Here is a 17,666-nt window from a genome sequence, read left to right as displayed (position 1 = left end):
TGTTCCGTTCCGCGCCTCCGGGTGTTTTCCCGTATGCCGGTCGGCGGACCGCTTTGTGACCGGCCGGTGCCCACATCGGCGCAGCGCCGACCGCGACCCCGCTCACGACTCCCCTCGCGGGCCGGAGCGCGGGGGGCCGAGGGAGATGCGGGGGCGCGGGGGAGGAACGGGCGGGGCGCAGGTGCGGGGCGGGAGGCCGCCCGGGGCTCGGGGCTGTGCGGGGGCGGTTCAGGCCGTACGGGAGGCCGCTCAGGGCTGGGCGGGAGGCCGCCGGGGGCTGTGCGGGCCGTGCGGGGGCTGGTCGCGTCCGGAGAGCCGTATCGCGTAGAGTCGGGCGCGTCAGAAGGGGAGTAGCTCTTCGCCGGACCGTCGACATACTGGCCCGCCTCGGTGGGCCCGGCGCCCGGAGCGAGGTGCCGCGCGGGTGATTCGCCGCCCGCCGTGTACCGCGCCAGCGAGACCTTCGGCCGCAGTGTCCTGGCCCGCACGCGTGTGCGGGCGCTTACGACGCTGCCGTGCCGAAGAGTGCTCAGCGCGTCGGTGCGGCAGCCCAACCGGAGGAATCCCCTGTGATCAGCCTCACCGTTCTCGGCGTGGTCTTCGGCGTCGTCTTCCTCGCCGAACTGCCGGACAAGACGGCGCTGGCCGGACTGATGCTCGGCACCCGCTACCGCGCTTCCTATGTCTTCGCGGGCGTCGCCGCCGCCTTCCTCGTTCACGTGGTGCTCGCCGTCGCGGCGGGCAGCGTCCTCACCCTGCTGCCGCACCGGCTGGTGCAGGGCATCGTGGGTGTGCTCTTCCTGGCCGGCGCGGCCCTGCTGCTGTTCAAGAAGGCCGACGAGGAGGAGGGCGAGGCGCGCAAGCCCGCCGACCAGTCGTTCTGGAAGGTCGCGGGCAGCGGGTTCATGCTGATCCTCGTCGCGGAGTTCGGCGACCTGACCCAGATCATGACCGCGAACCTCGCGGCCCGCTACGACGACCCCCTCTCGGTGGGACTCGGCGCGGTCCTCGCCCTGTGGGCGGTGGCCGGGCTCGGCATCGTGGGCGGCCGTACGCTCATGAAGTACATTCCGCTCCGCCTCATCACCCGCGTCGCCGCGCTCTTGATGCTGGCCCTGGCCGCCTTCAGCCTCTTCGAGGCACTCGCGCCGTAGCCCGGGGCGCGGTACGGGCCCGCACCGCGGCGCGGAGGCGCGGACGGCGCGGCAGTGCGGCCGTGCGGAGTACGCGGCGGTGCGGGGGCGCGAAGGGTGCTGCGCCGGGCACTAATGGGGGCGCTCGGCGGGCGCCCGGCGCCCGGAGGCATCACCGTGGGGATATGAGCGGGCAGCACAGGGTGCCGGACACGAAGGGGGCGCCGGACACCCACGGGGTGCCCGACACGCGCCGCGGGATCCTTCTGCCGATGGGCGCCCTCTTGATGGGCCTGCTCCTCGCCGCGCTCGACCAGACCATCGTGGCGACCGCGCTGCCGACCATCGTCAGCGACCTCGGCGGGCTGGGTCACCTGTCCTGGGTGGTCACCGCCTACCTGCTGGCGGTGACGGCGGCGACACCGCTGTGGGGCAAGCTCGGCGACCAGTACGGGCGCAAACGGCTGTTCCAGACGGCCATCGTGATCTTCCTGGTGGGCTCGGCGCTGTGCGGCATGGCACGGGACATGCCGCAGCTCATCGGCTTCCGCGCGCTTCAGGGCCTGGGCGGCGGCGGGCTGATGACGCTGTCCATGGCGATCGTCGGCGACCTCGTACCGCCCCGTGAGAGGGGCCGCTACCAGGGGCTGTTCGGCGCGGTCTTCGGGACGACCAGCGTGCTCGGCCCGCTGCTGGGCGGCTTCTTCACCGAGCAGCTCAGCTGGCGCTGGGTCTTCTACATCAACCTGCCCATCGGCGCCCTCGCCCTGATCGTGATCGCGCTGGCCCTGCACATTCCCGTTCACGCGCACCGGCACAAGATTGACTACCTCGGCACGTTCCTGATCGCTTCTGTCGCCACCTGCGTGGTGTTGGTCACCTCGCTGGGCGGCACCACATGGCCCTGGCAGTCGGCCGAAGTCTACGGACTGGGCGCGCTGGCAGTCGTCCTGTTGGTGTGCTTCGTCACCGTGGAGCGCAGGGCGCAGGAACCAGTCCTTCCACCCAGCTTGTTCACCGCCCGCAACTTCACCCTGTGCGCGGCCATCAGCTTCGTCATCGGTTTCGCGATGTTCGGCGGCATGACCTACCTGCCGACGTTCCTCCAAGTCGTGCACGGGATCTCGCCGACGATGTCAGGCGTGCACATGCTGCCCATGGTGGTGGGGGTGGTGTTCTCCGCGACCCTCTCCGGCCAGCTCATCACCCACACCGGGCACTGGAAGATCTTCCCCGTGCTGGGCACGGCCCTCACCACGCTCGGGCTGCTCCTGCTGCACCGGATGGCCCCTGGCAGCTCGCAGTGGGAGATGGGCGCCTACTTCGCGGTGTTCGGCCTCGGCATCGGGTCGGTGCTCCAGGTGCTGGTACTGGTCGCGCAGAACGCCGTGCACTACCGGGACCTCGGGGTCGCCACCTCCGGCGTCACCTTCTTCCGCTCCGTCGGCGCCTCGGTCGGCGTCGCCGTCTTCGGCGCGGTCTACGCCACGCGCCTGGGTGGCAAACTCGCCGACGCGGTGCGCGGGCAACGCCTGCCCCGCGGCGTGTCCGCGGCCTCCCTCGAACGCGATCCGCACTCGGTGAGCAGGCTGTCCCCCGCCACGCGGCGCGGCGTCCTGGAGGCGTACTCCTCCTCGATCACCGACGTCTTCCTCTACGCCGCCCCGCTCGCGTTCGTCGCGTTCATCCTGACCTGGCTGCTGCGCGAGCAGAAGCTGCGGCGCAGTGTGCAAGTGCCTGACGAGAGCGAGACGCTGGGCCCCGGCCCCGTCGAACGCTCCTCGGCGGACGAGGTCTCCCGCGCTCTCTCCCGGCTCAGCACCCACGAGGGACGGCGCGACCTGTACGCGCGGATCGCGGACACGGCCGGTCTGGACCTGACCCCCGCCGCCACCTGGATGATGCTGTGCGTGCACACCGAGGGCCCCATCGAGCCCGCGCGGCTCGCGGACTCGGGGACGATCCCGCGGCGCGTGATCGCCGAAGGCGCGCGGCAGTTGGAGGAGCAGGGCCTCGCGATCCGGGAGGGGCTGAGCCTGCTGGCCACCGCGCGCGGCGAACAGGCGGCACGTGCCCTCTCGGATGCCCGCCAGGAACTGCTGACCGATCTGCTGGGCGACTGGTGGACCCCGGAGCGCCCCACGGAACTGGCCGAACTGGTGCGGCAGTTGAACGAGGAGTCCGGCCCGGCCGAACCGCCCCGCGCGGCCTGAAGCCTCGCCGGCCAGGGGAGCCGGTCCGGTTGGCCCGCGCGCTTCCCTTCGCTTCCCGCCGCTTGCCTCTGGAGCCTTCTGCGTCCTTTTGAGTCCTTCTGCATCCTTCTGCGTTTGTCTGGCCCTCTCTGCAGCCCTCCGCCGTCTGGCAACGGCTCCTTACGGACGGGGAGGTCGGTCAGCGCGCGGCCGGGCGCGGTCCGGGGCCCCGCCCACCCGGCAGACCCTGGCTTCCGTCGGAAAACGCCGCCTCTGGCCGCTTTTCCGGCGTGCTTGACCATGACCGACCTCGACCGCGTATGGTCCAGCACTGGACAGTTGCTGGCGATTCGGGCACGCCGTGGTGACCGGATGGTGGGGCGAGGTGCCCAGGGGAGGGGATCGGGATGACGGCGGACGAACGCTGTCCGGAGTGCGGGGAGAGCGCGCATACGTGCGCGCACGGCGCGGAGCACGGTCACGAGCCGGAGGACCCGCTGCACATACGCCCCTATGTACGACTCGCGGAGGCGGCGCGGGGCGACCGGGGCGAGCCGGAGCCGGAGGGTGCCGTCTCCTCCCGCGACGGAGCATCCGGTGGGGCTCATTTTCCCGGAGCATCCGGTGCGCCTGTTTCCGTTGCGGCCGGGCCGGCCGGGGCGTCTTCGGAGGGTGCGCATGTGCCGCTGCCCGACTTGTCGCCGTTCGCACGGCACGGCACGGACGAGACCGCCGAACTGCCCACCGTCTCCCGGGTGTCCGGGCCGAAGCGGCGCATCTTCTTCGCCCGTCCACGCCGCTCCGGGCAGGCCGGGGACGCCGTGGAAGCCGGGGAAACGGGGCGTTCCAGGGATACCGGTCGCACCGCGAACGCCGCCGGACCGTTCGGGGAGGCCGGACCGTTCGCCGACGCCGGACCGTCCGCCGGGCCGCTCGGGGAGGCCGGACCGGCCGGGAAGACCGGAGCATCCAGTGCCGCCGGTCCGTCCGCCGGGACCACTGCATCCGAGAGCCCGGACTCCGTATCCGGCCCGGGGCCCCTCCTGCCGCAGGCCGTCGTCTCGCACCGGCGGGAGCGCGAGCGGCGCCGCCCGAGCACCGGTGTGCTGGCGGCCACCGGAGTGGCAGCCGTGCTGGGCGCGGGTGCTGACCACGCAGGTCATCACGGGCGGCAAGGGCAGCGGAGAGGGCAGCGCCGAACGCGTTTTGCGGAACACGCCGACCAGCGCCCCCACCGACGATGTGCCGCCCCCCTCACCCGGCCCGTCCCGCGACAAGAGCGCGGCGCCGACCGCACGGCCCTCCGCCGTGCCCTCCCGTCCGAGCGCCTCGGGCACACCGCGCGCCGCCCGGGACGGTGACGGGCACGCCCAGGCCCCCTCCCGTCGCCCGGAGACCGCCTCCGCCCGCCCCGGGGAGGGCACGGAGGCCCGGCGTCCCTGGCACCCGCGTCCCGTCCGGCCGGACCGTCCCTCGGGAGTCACGCTGCGCCCCGGCGACTCGGGACCCGCGGTCGCCGAGTTGCAGCGGCGGCTGAAGGAGGCCGGGTTCTACGACCAGGACGCCCAGGAGAACGGCGTCTACTCCTCCGACGTCCAAGAGGGCGTCTTCCGCTACCAGGCGCGCTACAGCCTCTTCGACGATGTGCCCGGCGACTACGGCCCCGCGACCCGGCGCCACCTGGAGGCCAGAACCCGGGGGTGACGCGGGCTGTCGCCCGACCGCCGGACTTTGTACGATGGAGGAACAAATGGTCCCGCCCGTGCCCCTCCCCTGACGGAAGGGGCGTCCCTGACCGGCGGGCGGGCCATCTGTTCTCCTCCGGACGCATTTCCCCCGGTTCTCCGTCCCCCCGTCGCCGACCAGCAGGGAGCCCCCGCATGCCCACCCCGTCGATCACCGTCCGCGGGCTGTTGCTCGACATGGACGGCACGCTGGTCAACTCCGACGCCGTGGTCGCGCGCGTCTGGCGCGGCTGGGCGACGGAGCAGGGGCTGGATCCGGAGGAGGTGCTGCGCGTCGCACACGGCCGCCAGGGCCACCTGACGATGGCCACGGTGCTCCCCGGGCGCCCCGTGGAGCAGAACCTGGCGGACAACCGCGCGCTCCTGGCCAAGGAGACCGCCGACCTCGACGGCATCGTTCCGGTTCCCGGCGCCCCCGCTTTCCTCGCCGCTGTCGAACCGCTCCCGCACGCGCTGGTGACCTCGGCCGACCGGGGCCTTTCCACCGCACGCATGGGCGCGGCCCGCCTCCGGATGCCGCAGATCCGCATCACATCCGAGGACGTCAGCGCCAGCAAGCCGGACCCGGAGGGCTTCCTCAAGGGCGCGGCGGAACTGGGCTTCGCGCCCGCCGAATGCGCCGTCTTCGAGGACTCGGGCGCAGGCATAGCCGCCGGACTGGCGGCGGGGATGCCGGTCGTCGGCATCGGCCCGCGCGCTGCCGCGCACAGCCCGACCGCACACGTTCCCGACCTGGAGGCGGTCCGTGTCGAGCCGCTCCAGGACGGCCGGATACGCCTCAGCTTCCACGGTTGAGCGGGGCGCGGGATACCTGCGCCCCGTTCCGGGAGGGGCGGGGCGGGCGTTCGGTACGGATGCCCGGATGCCGGGAGTCCGGATACCTGCGTGCCCGGGTTCGCGCCGCTCGGGCGGCGCCGTCAGGCGGTGCCGGTGTGCTCGGGTGGTCCGCTCGGATGGTTGCCCGGGTGCGCTACTTGGGCGGCGCCTGCTGGACGACCTCGAAGGACCAGGACTCCGAGCCGGTGGCGGCCGGCTTGGGGCGTTCCTTCGCTTCATCCGGTGAGCCGGTCTGGTGGGCCTGCTTCATGGAGCCGTTCATCCACCCCTGGAACGCCTCCTCGTCCCGCCAGCGCGTGTAGACGAGATAGCGGTCGGTACCCTCCAGAGGGCGCAGGAGTTCGAACCACTCGAACCCGTCGGCGCTCTCCACAAAGCCCTTGCGCGCGGCGAAGCGCTGCTCCAGGACCTCGCGCTGCTCTTCGGGCACGGTCAACACGTTGATCTTCACGATGCTCATGCGCCCCATCCTCCCCCAGCCGGTCAACCGCGCCCCAGTCGGCCAGCCGCGTCCCAGCCTGTGAAGCCCGTCCCAGCCGGTGCAGCACGCCTCACTGGTAAAGAGTGTGCTCATTCCCCAAAGACGCGGACACCCCTTACAAAAAGGCTGGTCTGGGTCTCGCCAAGCGTGGCGTCCGAGCTGTCAGGTAGCGAGTAGGTTTCTTGCGTCTTACTTCCCGGGTTGGTGACCCGGAACAGGCGGGGATCTGCGGACAGGACGGAGACGGCGGGGCGTGGCGGCGGAATCGGCGGCGGAGAGGCCGGACAGGGGCGGGCAGTACCGGCGGCTTGCCCGGCAGATGGGCGCACATCTGGGCTCGCGCTCAGGGATGGCCCTGGCCGGTCTGTGGCTGCTCGCGCTCGCGCTGGCGGCCCGGCAGGCGACGGTAGTGCTGCGCTTGCCGCAGGAGGACCGGCTCGTCGATCTGTTCGCCTGGATCGGGGACAACGGGGTCCTGCGGGTGCACGGTTCGCTCTACGACGGCGAAACCCCCTTCACCGGGACGCCGTTCGCGGGGCTGGTGCTCAAGCCACTGGTGCACTCCGCCGAGCGCGGCCTCGGCGTGGCCTGGACGTTCGGCACGATGCTCCTGGTGGCCGCCGTCGGCGTGGTGGCGGCCCGTGCGCTGCCCGAGCCCGTCTCCCGCCGTACGGCGCTCTTCGCGGTGCCGGCGGCGCTGAGCCTGCTGGTGATCTCGGTGCCGGTGCGCAACACCTTCCACCTGGGGCAGACCAGCATCCTGCCGGTGCTGCTCGTGCTGACCGGCTGGCTGCTCAAGGGCGAGCGGAGACAGGCCGGCGGCGTTCTCATCGGTGTGGCCGGCGCCCTCCAGCCCGCCACCTTGCTGTTCGTTCCGCTGCTGTGGCTGACTGGCAGACGGCCCGCCGCCCTGGCCGGCGGGGGCACGTTCCTCGTCTGCACGCTGGCCACTTGGGCGGCCATGCCCGGCGACTCGTGGATGTACTGGATACATCACCTCGCCGGGGCGGGGCTGGGCGATCCGGCCGATGCCACGGCCAACCAGTCGCTGCACGGCGCCCTGTTGCGTGCCGGTCTGCGCGGTCCGGGCGAGGTGGTGCTGCTGCTCGCGCTGGTGGTGGCCGTCGGCTGGCTGGCTCTGCGGCGGGCGGTGCGCTACGCGCGCGACGGGCAGCCGCTGCTGGCCGCGGCCATAGCCGGGTGCGCCGCCGTCGCCGTCTCGCCCACGGCCTGGCAGCACCAGCAGCTGTGGGTGCTGCTGGCGGTCGTGGGCCGGGTGGGCAGGCGCAGCGGGGACCGTCTGATGTGGCCGGTCTTCGTGGTCATGGTGATGACCTTGGACGGCTCGGCGCTGGTGCCCAAGGTCGCGGCCTTCGAAGTGCTGGGCGGCAACGCGGTGCTGCTGGCCGCCCTGCTGGCCGCCTGCGCCATGCCTTTCCTCACACGTGCCTCCCCGGTGTGGGACAGCCCGGTGCCCTCCGGTCCCCTCAGCCGCCCCAACCTGATGCTGGAGCTGCTGCTGATCCGCGTCGGATACTGGGCGTATTCGTACGTACGCGGTCACGCGCCCGACTCCCGTTCGCTGGCGGAGGGGCACGGGGAGCAGATCCTGCGCCTGGAGTCCTTCCTCCACATCGACGTGGAGCACAGTCTCAACCAGCTGGCGGTGCGCACCGGATGGCTGCGGGATGTCGCGGACTTCTACTACACGACGTTCCACTTCCTGGTGCCCATCGCGCTGCTGGCCTGGCTGTACGCGCGCAAGGCACCCCGGTACCGCGCGGCGCGCACCGCCTTGAGCTTCGCCACGCTGCTGGGCCTGGTCGGCTTCTGGCTCTATCCGCTGGCGCCGCCACGGCTGATGCCCGGCCTGGGCTACATCGACACGGCGCACGGCCCGCAGGACCTGTCCAACCCGGACTTCGGCGCGCTGACGCAGCTGTCCAACCAGTACGCGGCGATGCCCTCGCTGCATGTGGGCTGGTCGCTGTGGTGCGCGGTGGTCGTCTTCACGATGACGAAGAACTGGTGGCTCAGAGCGCTGGGTGCGCTGTATCCGGCCATGACGACGTTCGTGGTGATGGCCACCGCCAACCACTATCTGCTGGATGCGGTCGGCGGTGTCCTGGTCGTCATGGCCGGCTTCCTCGGCCAACGTCTGCTCGCCAGAACGCGGAACGGCCGGAACGGGACGGACGAGGTGAACGAGGCAGAGGCGGCGGGGGAGGCGGAGCCGTCCCGTGCCGATGGCCCGGCGGCGGGCGCGGAGGCCGGCACGCCGGCGGATCCGGTGGCGGATTTGGAGGCTGACGCGGTGACGGGTTCGGAGGCTGACGCGGTGACGGGTTCGGCGAAGGGCGGGGTCAGCCGTGCAGCTTCAGACCCTTCGTCGTCCGGTCCACCGCGTTCCGGGGACCGTAGACCGCCAGCCCGGCGAGGGTGAGCTTGTCGGCCTCCATGGCGCGCACGACCGCACGGTTGTCCGCGTCGTGGCCGGTTGCGAACATCTCATCGGTGTAGAGGGCGGTGGCCAGGCCGCGGGAGAGGGCGCGGCCGTGCACCGTGGCCAGCTGTTCGGCGTCGGCGGCGAAGCACAGTACGGGCTCGCGGAACAGGGGCAGGTACTGGTTGCCGGAGCCGTCCTCGTAGGGCTCGCCCATGATCTCGTCGCCGGCGGTCGCGACGCCGCTGGAGAGGAACGCGGTCACGTTGAGCTTCTGCCAGTCCGCCAGGTCGGCGCGGACGATCACGGCGATCTTTGTATCGAAACGCATGCGGCGAGTCTGCTCCGTGCCAGGTCAGCGGTCTTGAACGCTGGTGCGGCCCGCCTCCGGGCCGGTGCGGGGCGCCGTCCGGGAGGCTGCGGACCGCCGGTCGGCGTGGTGGCAGACTGGACGGTATGCCGGAAGCGGAGTGGACACGCGCCACAGTCGGCGGACAGGGCGGCGAGGCCGCTGACGGGTCCGCTGACGGATCCGCCGATGGGGACTGGGTGCGCTACTGGCGCGATCCGGACCGGCCGATGGAGGCCATGCGTGCGCATTTCACCGGGCACGTCTTCCACCGGCACAGCCACGACGCCTACTCCTTCGCGGTCACCGAGACCGGCGCGCAGCGCTTCCGCTGCCGTGGCGGGGATCACACCAGCGCCGAGGGCATGGTGATGGCCTTCAACCCGGACGACCCGCACGACGGGGAGTCCGCCGTGGCCGACGGTTTCACCTACCGCATCGTGCATCTGGGCCCCGGACTCGTCCGCTCCGTACTCACCGACGCGGCGGGCCGGGATGCCCCGATGCCGCTGTTCCCGCACCCGGTGCGGGTGGACCCGGTGCTGCGGAACGCGCTGCTGCGGCTCCACGCGGCGCTTGTGGGGGGTGCGGCGGCGGGGGCACTGGCGCGTGATGAGTGGCTGACGGAAACGGTTTTGGCCATGGTGCGGCGCGGGGCCCGCACTCCGGTGCGCCCCGCCGCGGCGCGCGCGGGGTCCGCTTCGGTGCGCCGGGCCCGTGAACTGCTGGAGGCCGACTGGGCGGTGGAGATTCCGGCCGACCGGCTCGCCGAGGCCGCCGGATGCAGCCGCTTCGCCCTCTACCGTGCCTTCCGCGCCGAGGTGGGCATGCCGCCCAGCGATTTCCAGCGTCAGCTGCGGCTGCGCGCCGCCCGGCGGATGATCGCGGCGGGCGGTACACCAGCGGAGGCCGCGGCGGTGTGCGGGTTCGCCGACCAGAGCCACATGCACCGGTGGTTCGTGCGTTCCTACGGCATCACTCCGGGCGCCTACGCGCGTGCCTGACCTCCTGCTGTCGCTGCCTTGACGTACTCGCAGCTCCGGCGTCAGGCGTAGCTGACGCGCAGTTCCTTGATGCCGTTGATCCAGGCGGAGCGGAGTCTGCGCGGGGGCGGGCCTGCGAGCGCGATGCCCGGCACGAGGTCGGCTATGGCGTTGAAGATGAGGTTGATCTCCAGGACGGCGAGGTTCTTGCCGAGGCAGAAGTGGGGTCCGCCGCCGCCGAAGCCCAGGTGGGGGTTGGGGTCGCGGGTGATGTCGAAGGAGTCCGGCTCCTCGAAGACCTCGGGGTCGTTGTTGGCGGAGGAGTAGAAGATCCCGACGCGCTCTCCGGCGGAGATCTTCTGTCCGCCCAGTTCGGTGTCCTGGGTGGCGGTGCGCTGGAAGGAGACGACGGGGGTGGCCCACCGTACGATTTCCTCTGCCGCGGTGCCGGGCCGCTCGCGCCGGAAGAGTTCCCACTGGTCGGGGTGTGTGAGGAAGGCGTGCATGCCGTGGCTGATGGCGTTGCGGGTGGTCTCGTTGCCCGCGACGGCCATGAGGATCACGAAGAAGCCGAACTCGTCGGAGTTGAGGTTTCCTTCGCCCTCGGCCGCGACGAGCTGGCTGACGATGTCCTTGGCGGGGCATTCCTTGCGGGTTTCGGCCATGGTCATCGCGTAGGAGATCAGTTCGGCGGCCGACTGGACGCCGACCTCCTCGGTGATCGCGTACTCGGGGTCGTCGTAGGCGACCATCTTGTTCGACCAGTCGAAGATGCGGGAGCGGTCCTCCTGGGGGACGCCGATCAGTTCGGCGATGGCCTGGAGGGGGAGTTCGACGGCGATGTCGGTGACGAAGTCCCCGCTGCCCCGCTCCTTCGCGCCCTCGACGATCCTCGCCGCACGCCGGCGCAGCGTCTCCTCCAGGGCGCGGATGGCCCGTGGAGTGAAGCCGCGCTGCACGATCTGGCGGACCCGGGTGTGTTCCGGCGGATCCATGTTCAGCATGATCAGCTTCTGCACGTCTATCTGGTCGCGGCTCATGTGCTCGTTGAAGCGGATGATGGCGGTGTTCACGTTGGAGGAGTAGATCTCCGGGTGGATGGAGACCTCCCTCACGTCGGCGTGCCGTGTGACCACCCAGTAGCCGTCGTCCGCGAAACCGGCCAGGCCGCGCGGCTGCCTGTTCCACCACACCGGGGCCGTCTCCCGCATGAGGGCGAACTCCGGTACGGGTACGCGCTGTTCGTAGACATCCGGGTCGGTGAAGTCGAACCCTTCGGGCAGCGCGGGGCAGGAGGACATCGGCAGCTCCACTCCAGGTCTGACGGCCCATCAGAATTGCCCTGAAGGTAGTAACGGGTTCTACAAGTGGCAAGGGTCACGTAGGCGGTTCTTGTGCGCGGAAGACGCGTCGGACTCGTGCACGCCCCCTTGCGCGGCGGGCGCGGGGCTCATAAGACTGTTTCAAGAACTAGAACGCGTACTAGTTGGGCTGGAGAGGACGACTCATGGCCGCCGAACCCGTCATCGTCGAAGCGGTACGCACCCCCATCGGCAAGCGCGCAGGCGCGCTCGCGAATCTGCACCCCGCCTACCTGCTGGGGGAGACCTACCGCGAACTCCTCGGCCGCACCGGCATCCACGCCGACTGCGTCGAGCAGATCGTCGGCGGCACCGTCACCCACGCGGGTGAACAGTCCATGAACCCCGCCCGCAACGCCTGGCTTGCCGTCGGGCTCCCCTACGAGACGGCCGCGACCACCGTCGACTGCCAGTGCGGCTCCTCCCAGCAGGCCAACCACATGGTCGCCAACATGGTCGCCGCCGGGGTCATCGACATCGGCATCGGCTGCGGAGTCGAGGCCATGTCACGCGTGCCGCTGGGCAGCGGCTCCAAGCACGGCCCCGGCAAGCCCTGGCCCGATGAGTGGAACGTCGATCTGCCCAACCAGTTCGAGGCCGCCGAGCGCATCGCGCGCGCTCGCGGACTCACCCGTGAGCGCGTCGACTCCCTCGGCCTCCTGTCCCAGGAGCGGGCCGCCACCGCCTGGGCCGAAGAGCGCTACAAACGCGAGACGTTCGCCGTGCAGGTCCCCACCACGGAGGAGGAGCAGGCCGCGGGCCAGGGCATGTGGCGCTATGTGGACCGCGACGAGGGGCTGCGCGATACGACCATGGAGGGGCTGGCCGGGCTCAAACCCGTCATGCCGGCGGCCGTGCACACCGCGGGCAACTCCTCACAGATCTCCGACGGCGCCGCCGCCGTCATGTGGGCTTCCAAGCGCATGGCCAGGGCGCTCAAGCTGCGGCCCCGCGCCAGGATCGTCGCGCAGGCACTGGTCGGCGCCGACCCGCACTTCCACCTGGACGGGCCGATCGACGCCACCCGCGCGGTGCTCGGCAAGGCCGGGATGTCGCTCAAGGACATCGACCTTGTGGAGGTCAACGAGGCGTTCGCCTCCGTCGTGCTCTCCTGGGCGCAGGTCTTCGAGCAGGACCTGGCGAAGGTGAACGTGAACGGCGGGGCCATCGCCCTCGGCCACCCCGTCGGCGCCACCGGCGCCCGCCTGATCACCACGGCACTGCACGAACTGGAGCGGCGCGACAAGGAGTTCGCCCTCGTCACGATGTGCGCGGGCGGTGCACTGTCCACGGCCACGATCATGCAGCGGTTGTGAGCCCGGCCGGGGCGTGCCTCTAACAGGTGAGTCCGTGGCCGGGCCGGGTGTGGAGTTCGCGGGCGAAACCGACGTACAGCGTCACACGGTGCCGCATCTGGTCCGGGTTGGCGCCACCGCACTCGTTGGGCCCGTTCAGCGACCGGATCGTCTCCCCGAAGCCGTAGCCGCGCACCATCGCCCGGTGGCCGGTCATCCTGCCGGGGCCTTTTTGCGTGTTCCAGTACCACAGCGCGGTGGCCCAGGCGACCTTCGGGTCCTCTTCGACGAGCGAGGGGTTGCCCAGCAGGTCCAGGTCGAGGGCATCGCCTGCCGCTTTGTAGTTGAAGTTCCAGCTCAGCATGATCGCGCCACGCCCGTAGTAGGCGCCCTCCCCGGCCGGGCAGCCGTACGGCTTGGTCTCGTCACAGGTGTCGGCCGGGGGCACCTGGGTGGTGACGTAGCGCAGTGCGCCCGTTTCGTGGCTGACGTTCGCGAGAAACGCGGCGGCTTCCCGTGCCCGCATCGCACGCGGCCCGGTGTGGGCGAACCGGGGGTATTCCTTTGTCGCCTCGACGAGCCCTTCGTAGGTGAAGAACGGGTCCCGGTCGGGGAACATCCGCTCGAACTGCCGCTCACTCACCACGAACCGCTCGCCCTCGCCGCGTCCTTGCTCGGCGGTGGCACTCCCGGCGCCGACCAGCAGTCCGGTCAGCGTGGCCAGCACGACCAGAATCAGCCCCGGCATACGTCTTCTGCGCATGTGCATCCTCCAGAACGCGTCGACCGACACGACCGACACCCGGCGCGGAGAGGATACGACCCCGGGAGGGTATTGGTACAGACCATTAGTTGGGTTGGGTGCGAGCCTGCAACGGGGCCTGCCCCCACCCCGTTTCGGCCATGCCCAATGGAAGCCGGACGCGGAATGCCACCTGGGGGGGGGAGGGGGCGGCGCCACGCAACCGGCGTGCCAATGGGTGGTGACCGTCCGACCAGCCAGCGGGCCGATTGATTGTCGCCCACGAACGGGGGCGAACAGCCGACGAACGGTCGAGCCTTGGACCCTCTGCGGGGCCCTGAAGCGCCGTTCGCCGACCCCGTAATACAGCCGCCGACACAGCCGGCTCGGACGACCCGGCCGACGCCGCCGACACAACCAGGTTTGCCAACACAGCCAACCCGGGCGGGCGTTCCGACGGTGGGCCGGTCATGGACGGAGGTCCAGATACCGCAGTACCGCCAGCACCCGACGGCTGTACCCGGCCGAGGCGGACACGCCCAGCTTCGTGAAGACGGCATTCACATACTTCTCGACTGTGCTGAGCGACAGATGCAGCTTTCCGGCGATGGCCGCATTGGTGTGGCCCTCGGCCATGGCAGCCACCACCTCGTGCTCGCGCGGCGACAGCCGCTCCGACAACAGGCGCCGCACCACCTCCGGATCCAACGCGGTACGACCCGACCCCACGCGCTCCAGAGCATCGAGGAACTCCTCGACCTGCGCGACCCGGTCCTTCAGCAGATAGCCCACGCCACCTTCGGGCGAGGAGAGCAACTCGGCTGCGTAACGGCGCTCCACGTACTGCGACAGCACGAGAACGCCCGTATGCGGCCAGCGCGCCCGGATCTTCAACGCGGCCCGCACCCCCTCGTCCGTATGGGTCGGCGGCATCCGCACATCAACCACCGCCACTTGCGGCGGATCCTGCTCCATGGCCGTGAGAAGCGCTTCCGCGTCCCCCACCGACGCCGTCACTTCGTGTCCCTCGTCTGCCAAGAGCATCGCGAGCCCCTCCCGCAGCAGCGTCGAATCGTCGGCCACCATCACGCGCACGGCAGCTCCGCGGTGATCACCGTGGGCCCGCCCCGCGGAGAGACAACTGTGAACCGGCCATCCAGCGCCGCCACCCGCTGCGCCAGCCCCAACAGCCCACTGCCCGCCGCGTCAGCACCTCCGCACCCGTCGTCCCTGACCACCACCCTCAGACTCCCGGGACCGGGCGCGGCGAACCCGGCAACGGGAACGGCGCCGGCCCCACTGCGAACCCCCGCCGCGGCACACATTCCGGCCCCAGCACAGGCGTTGGCTCCGGCCCGGGCCCTGGCTGCGGCATGGACCCCGGACCCCAACGGAGCCTCCGCGTGCAGAGCTGAGCTACTTCCTTCCTGGAGGGCGTCGGCAACTCCGTACGCGGTCACCTCCACCTCGACGCGGGTCGCCCCCGCGTGCTTGACCGCGTTGGTCACCGCCTCCGCCGCCACGAAATACGCCACCGCGCGCACCGTCGGCGGCGGCTCCTCCCACAACTCCACGATCGGCACGACCAGCACACCTCCTCCTGCCTCTGCGCGTTCCGCCACCGTCTCCAGCGCGGCCCGCAGCCCTCCCTCGTCCAGCATCGCCGGATACACCCGCCACGCCACCTCTCGCAGTTCCTCCAGCACCAGTTGAGACTCCTCGTGAGCTTGCCGAAGCAGCGTCTCTGACTTCTCCGACTGCGCCGCCGCGCGCCGAGCGCGGCCCAATATCAGTGCGAGCGCCACCAGCCGCTGCTGTACCCCGTCGTGCAAATCCCGTTCTATGCGGCGTCGTTCCACGTGCACCGCCTCCACCACCCCCGCCCGGGTCGCGGCCAGCTCCCCGATCCGCCGCTCCAGCGCCTCCCGCCCGTCCGGCCCCAGAAACCGCCGCGCCAGCGCCGTCTCCCACACAGCCACCCCGTACACGCCCTGCACCGCGAGAAACAGCAGGAACACCCCGCCGCAGGCGGACAGCAGCACATCGCCGGGATTCTCCAGCCGCGCCAGTACGAACCAGCCCCACACAAAAAACGTCCCGGACACCATGCCCAGCGCGACCACCACCAGCACAGCGGCACCCAGCAGACCCGGCCCGGTGCGCAGCGCCAGGTACACCATCACACGGCTTGTACGCCTTGGTACCGAGCCAAGCTCGACGTCGTAGCAACGCGCGATACGGCGCCGTTCCATCTCCGCCAGCCGGGGCGCGGACGCTCGTGCGCGCGGCCACGCGGCGGCCAGGAGAAGGTATCCGCACGCTCCCAGCGCGGTCACGAAACCCAGGAGCAGGCCGAGGGAGGTGCGCGGCCAGCGCGCACTCCGCCACTGCCCCGGCGGCCGGCAGGCACGCCGCCGGCGACCTGGCGAACAGCGGGCATACGACCAGCGGACGCGCCGCGGGCAGGCCAATAGCCGACGGGCCGGTGACCAGCCGCTAGACGGCCGACCACCTCCCGGCAGGCCGAACCGCGACCACAGTCGCTGAGACATATGCATGAACGAGAACGTTAGCCGCCGCCCGTGCCGAGGCGTACTGCGGAAAACCGCATGGTTTACGGGGGCTGCCTGGATTACCTGGGCGGCGCGAGCGCTCGTACCTTTTAGGCATGATCGCTCTCGCATCCGCGTCCTCCACCGCGTTGTCCTCCGGCGAGCCCCGCCTCAGCGGCGTCGCCGGCTGGGCCGCCGGGCTCATGGAATCGCTCGGCGCCCTCGGCGCCGGTCTCGCCATAGCCCTGGAAAACCTCTTTCCGCCGCTGCCCAGCGAAGTCATCCTGCCGTTGGCCGGGTTCACCGCCAGCAAGGGCAGTCTCAGCCTCGTCGCCGTCCTCATCTGGACCACCACAGGTTCCCTCGTCGGCGCGCTCGCCCTCTATGCCGTCGGCGGGCTCCTCGGCCGTGACCGCACCGTCGCGCTCGCCAACCGCATACCGCTGGTGAAGGCTTCCGACATCGAGAAGACGGAGCGGTGGTTTGCCAAGCACGGCACCAAGGCCGTCTTCTTCGGCCGGATGATCCCCATCTTCCGCAGCATGATCTCCGTCCCCGCCGGCGGCGAACGCATGCCGCTTCCCGCCTTCGTCGGCCTGACGACCCTCGGCAGCCTGATATGGAACTCCCTGTTCGTTCTCGCCGGATACGCGCTGGGCGAGCGCTGGCAAGAGGTCACAGACCTTGTGTCCCTCTACTCCAAGGGGGTTCTTGCCTTCGTGGCGCTCGCGCTTGTGCTCTTCCTCGCCTACCGCCTCACCCGCGGCACCGGCGCCCGCAGGTCGGGGAAGCCGAGAAGGTAGCGAAGGGGCAGCTGCCGGAGAGCGGGCCCGCTACGGCGACCGGGCCGAGTTGGCTCATACCTGTTGGGCATCTGCGATCTGGGGCGAGCTGTCATCTGTGACGGCTGTCGCAGCGCTCGCTCCGTTCAACAGGGTCCGGGCGGCGGCGCGTGCCTGACGGGCGGGGGCGGGGGAGGCGGTGATCGAGGCGGTGCTCATGGCGCCGTCGAGCAGAAGGACCAACTGTGCGGCCAGGCCCTCCGGTTCGGCGGCCCCGGTCTCATGCGTGAGGGTGCGCAAATACTGGTGCACGGCCGCTTTGTGGTCGCGTACAGCATCGGCCACTCCTTGCGACCCGGAGCCCAGCTCGCCGAAAGCGTTTATGAACGCGCAGCCGTGGAAGTTCGGCCCGTCGAACCAGTCGTAGAGCCAGTCGAAGACCGCCAGCAGCCGCTCCTCGGAGCCCGTATGGCGCGCCACATGCTCCTCCAGCGCGGTGCGCGCCCAGCGGTCACGTCGCCTCAAATACGCCTCGACCAGCGCCCCTTTGGACGGAAAGCACTGGTAGATCCGCTTGAGCGGGACACCGGAGGCATCTCGGATGCGGTCCATCCCCACGGCCTGCACACCATGTTGGTAGAAGAGCGCGTCGGCGGCGCTCAACACCTTTGTCTCGACCGTCATTTCGGCGTCCATCGTTCCCCGATCTCCCCAACCCTTGAGAACCAACGTTCTCTACGATACGCTCGACCTGGTCGAGAGAACGCTCGT

The 17,666-nt window shown here is 70.8% G+C and carries 15 protein-coding genes; 8 read left to right on the top strand and 7 right to left on the bottom strand.

Translation table 11 applies throughout. The annotated features are described in order from the left end of the window. The first annotated feature begins 569 nt into the window (after positions 1–569). From ABD339_RS02915 to ABD339_RS02900, 4 genes are all read left to right on the top strand, one after another. A complete protein-coding gene (locus ABD339_RS02915) occupies positions 570–1,154 on the top strand; it encodes a TMEM165/GDT1 family protein (RefSeq protein WP_344562315.1) in 585 nt (194 codons plus the stop codon). A 164-nt stretch (positions 1,155–1,318) separates the two neighbouring features. After that, on the top strand, positions 1,319–3,346 hold the full coding sequence (locus ABD339_RS02910) for a DHA2 family efflux MFS transporter permease subunit (protein WP_425575865.1): 2,028 nt from the start codon (positions 1,319–1,321) through the stop codon (positions 3,344–3,346). A gap of 1,122 nt (positions 3,347–4,468) precedes the next feature. Then, positions 4,469–5,029 (top strand): peptidoglycan-binding protein, encoded by a 561-nt coding sequence (locus ABD339_RS02905; protein WP_344561809.1) that lies wholly within the window; start codon positions 4,469–4,471, stop codon positions 5,027–5,029. Positions 5,030–5,205: 176 nt separating this feature from the next. Continuing rightward, complete coding sequence (locus ABD339_RS02900; RefSeq protein ID WP_344561807.1) at positions 5,206–5,865, top strand: HAD-IA family hydrolase; 660 nt, start codon at positions 5,206–5,208, stop codon at positions 5,863–5,865. A gap of 175 nt (positions 5,866–6,040) precedes the next feature. Here the strand turns inward: ABD339_RS02900 and ABD339_RS02895 are convergent, their stop codons facing one another. Further along, positions 6,041–6,367, bottom strand: a complete 327-nt coding sequence (locus tag ABD339_RS02895; RefSeq protein ID WP_344561805.1) for an antibiotic biosynthesis monooxygenase family protein — start codon at positions 6,365–6,367, stop codon at positions 6,041–6,043. 274 nt (positions 6,368–6,641) lie between these two features. Here ABD339_RS02895 and ABD339_RS02890 point away from each other — a divergent pair, with 274 nt between their 5' ends. After that, positions 6,642–8,831 carry a bifunctional glycosyltransferase 87/phosphatase PAP2 family protein gene (locus ABD339_RS02890; RefSeq protein ID WP_425575864.1) on the top strand — a complete coding sequence of 730 codons (2,190 nt, stop codon included), beginning with the start codon at positions 6,642–6,644 and terminating at the stop codon, positions 8,829–8,831. Here ABD339_RS02890 and ABD339_RS02885 read toward each other — a convergent pair. Next, positions 8,752–9,162 carry a DUF2000 family protein gene (locus tag ABD339_RS02885; protein WP_344561803.1) on the bottom strand — a complete coding sequence of 137 codons (411 nt, stop codon included), beginning with the start codon at positions 9,160–9,162 and terminating at the stop codon, positions 8,752–8,754. The genes ABD339_RS02890 and ABD339_RS02885 overlap by 80 nt on opposite strands. A gap of 248 nt (positions 9,163–9,410) precedes the next feature. Here ABD339_RS02885 and ABD339_RS02880 point away from each other — a divergent pair, with 248 nt between their 5' ends. Continuing rightward, positions 9,411–10,184, top strand: a complete 774-nt coding sequence (locus tag ABD339_RS02880) for an AraC family transcriptional regulator (RefSeq protein ID WP_344562309.1) — start codon at positions 9,411–9,413, stop codon at positions 10,182–10,184. Between the two features lie 41 nt (positions 10,185–10,225). Here the strand turns inward: ABD339_RS02880 and ABD339_RS02875 are convergent, their stop codons facing one another. Further along, positions 10,226–11,464, bottom strand: coding sequence for a cytochrome P450 (locus ABD339_RS02875; protein ID WP_344561800.1), 1,239 nt, complete (start codon positions 11,462–11,464; stop codon positions 10,226–10,228). A gap of 206 nt (positions 11,465–11,670) precedes the next feature. On the opposite strand from ABD339_RS02875, the gene ABD339_RS02870 reads away from it, so the two are divergent. Then, positions 11,671–12,840, top strand: coding sequence for a steroid 3-ketoacyl-CoA thiolase (locus ABD339_RS02870; protein WP_344561798.1), 1,170 nt, complete (start codon positions 11,671–11,673; stop codon positions 12,838–12,840). A 19-nt stretch (positions 12,841–12,859) separates the two neighbouring features. Here ABD339_RS02870 and ABD339_RS02865 read toward each other — a convergent pair whose 3' ends face one another. The 3 genes from ABD339_RS02865 to ABD339_RS02855 all read right to left on the bottom strand — a co-directional run bounded on the left by ABD339_RS02865 (position 12,860) and on the right by ABD339_RS02855 (position 15,741). Next, the gene (locus tag ABD339_RS02865) at positions 12,860–13,582 is read right to left on the bottom strand and encodes a chitinase (RefSeq protein ID WP_344561797.1); all 723 of its coding nucleotides are present in this window, start codon (positions 13,580–13,582) and stop codon (positions 12,860–12,862) included. A gap of 447 nt (positions 13,583–14,029) precedes the next feature. Continuing rightward, positions 14,030–14,647 (bottom strand): response regulator transcription factor, encoded by a 618-nt coding sequence (locus ABD339_RS02860; protein ID WP_344562307.1) that lies wholly within the window; start codon positions 14,645–14,647, stop codon positions 14,030–14,032. Continuing rightward, the gene (locus ABD339_RS02855) at positions 14,647–15,741 is read right to left on the bottom strand and encodes a sensor histidine kinase (protein WP_344561796.1); all 1,095 of its coding nucleotides are present in this window, start codon (positions 15,739–15,741) and stop codon (positions 14,647–14,649) included. Before ABD339_RS02855 ends, ABD339_RS02860 begins: the two co-directional genes overlap by 1 nt. A 488-nt stretch (positions 15,742–16,229) precedes the next feature. On the opposite strand from ABD339_RS02855, the gene ABD339_RS02850 reads away from it, so the two are divergent. After that, positions 16,230–16,916 (top strand): DedA family protein, encoded by a 687-nt coding sequence (locus ABD339_RS02850; RefSeq protein WP_425575863.1) that lies wholly within the window; start codon positions 16,230–16,232, stop codon positions 16,914–16,916. Between the two features lie 54 nt (positions 16,917–16,970). On the opposite strand, the gene ABD339_RS02845 is transcribed toward ABD339_RS02850, so the two are convergent. Further along, positions 16,971–17,579: a TetR/AcrR family transcriptional regulator gene (locus tag ABD339_RS02845; RefSeq protein WP_425575862.1), complete on the bottom strand. Its 609-nt coding sequence runs from the start codon at positions 17,577–17,579 to the stop codon at positions 16,971–16,973. Positions 17,580–17,666: the final 87 nt, after the last annotated feature.

It is taken from the genome of Streptomyces axinellae (genome assembly GCF_039532135.1).
Classification (GTDB): Bacteria; Actinomycetota; Actinomycetes; order Streptomycetales; family Streptomycetaceae; genus Streptomyces; species Streptomyces axinellae.
This window is presented reverse-complemented; position numbering and strand designations above follow the sequence as displayed.

Bases quoted from the DNA above. Each gene is read 5' to 3' on its own strand.
- ABD339_RS02910 (WP_425575865.1), top strand. From the start codon at position 1,319: ATGAGCGGGCAGCACAGGGTGCCGGACACGAAGGGGGCGCCGGACACC.
- ABD339_RS02900 (WP_344561807.1), top strand. From the start codon at position 5,206: ATGCCCACCCCGTCGATCACCGTCCGCGGGCTGTTGCTCGACATGGAC.
- ABD339_RS02895 (WP_344561805.1), bottom strand. From the start codon at position 6,367: ATGAGCATCGTGAAGATCAACGTGTTGACCGTGCCCGAAGAGCAGCGC.
- ABD339_RS02885 (WP_344561803.1), bottom strand. From the start codon at position 9,162: ATGCGTTTCGATACAAAGATCGCCGTGATCGTCCGCGCCGACCTGGCG.
- ABD339_RS02880 (WP_344562309.1), top strand. From the start codon at position 9,411: ATGGAGGCCATGCGTGCGCATTTCACCGGGCACGTCTTCCACCGGCAC.
- ABD339_RS02875 (WP_344561800.1), bottom strand. From the start codon at position 11,464: ATGTCCTCCTGCCCCGCGCTGCCCGAAGGGTTCGACTTCACCGACCCG.
- ABD339_RS02870 (WP_344561798.1), top strand. From the start codon at position 11,671: ATGGCCGCCGAACCCGTCATCGTCGAAGCGGTACGCACCCCCATCGGC.
- ABD339_RS02865 (WP_344561797.1), bottom strand. From the start codon at position 13,582: ATGCGCAGAAGACGTATGCCGGGGCTGATTCTGGTCGTGCTGGCCACG.
- ABD339_RS02860 (WP_344562307.1), bottom strand. From the start codon at position 14,647: ATGGTGGCCGACGATTCGACGCTGCTGCGGGAGGGGCTCGCGATGCTC.
- ABD339_RS02855 (WP_344561796.1), bottom strand. From the start codon at position 15,741: ATGGTGTACCTGGCGCTGCGCACCGGGCCGGGTCTGCTGGGTGCCGCT.
- ABD339_RS02850 (WP_425575863.1), top strand. From the start codon at position 16,230: ATGATCGCTCTCGCATCCGCGTCCTCCACCGCGTTGTCCTCCGGCGAG.
- ABD339_RS02845 (WP_425575862.1), bottom strand. From the start codon at position 17,579: ATGACGGTCGAGACAAAGGTGTTGAGCGCCGCCGACGCGCTCTTCTAC.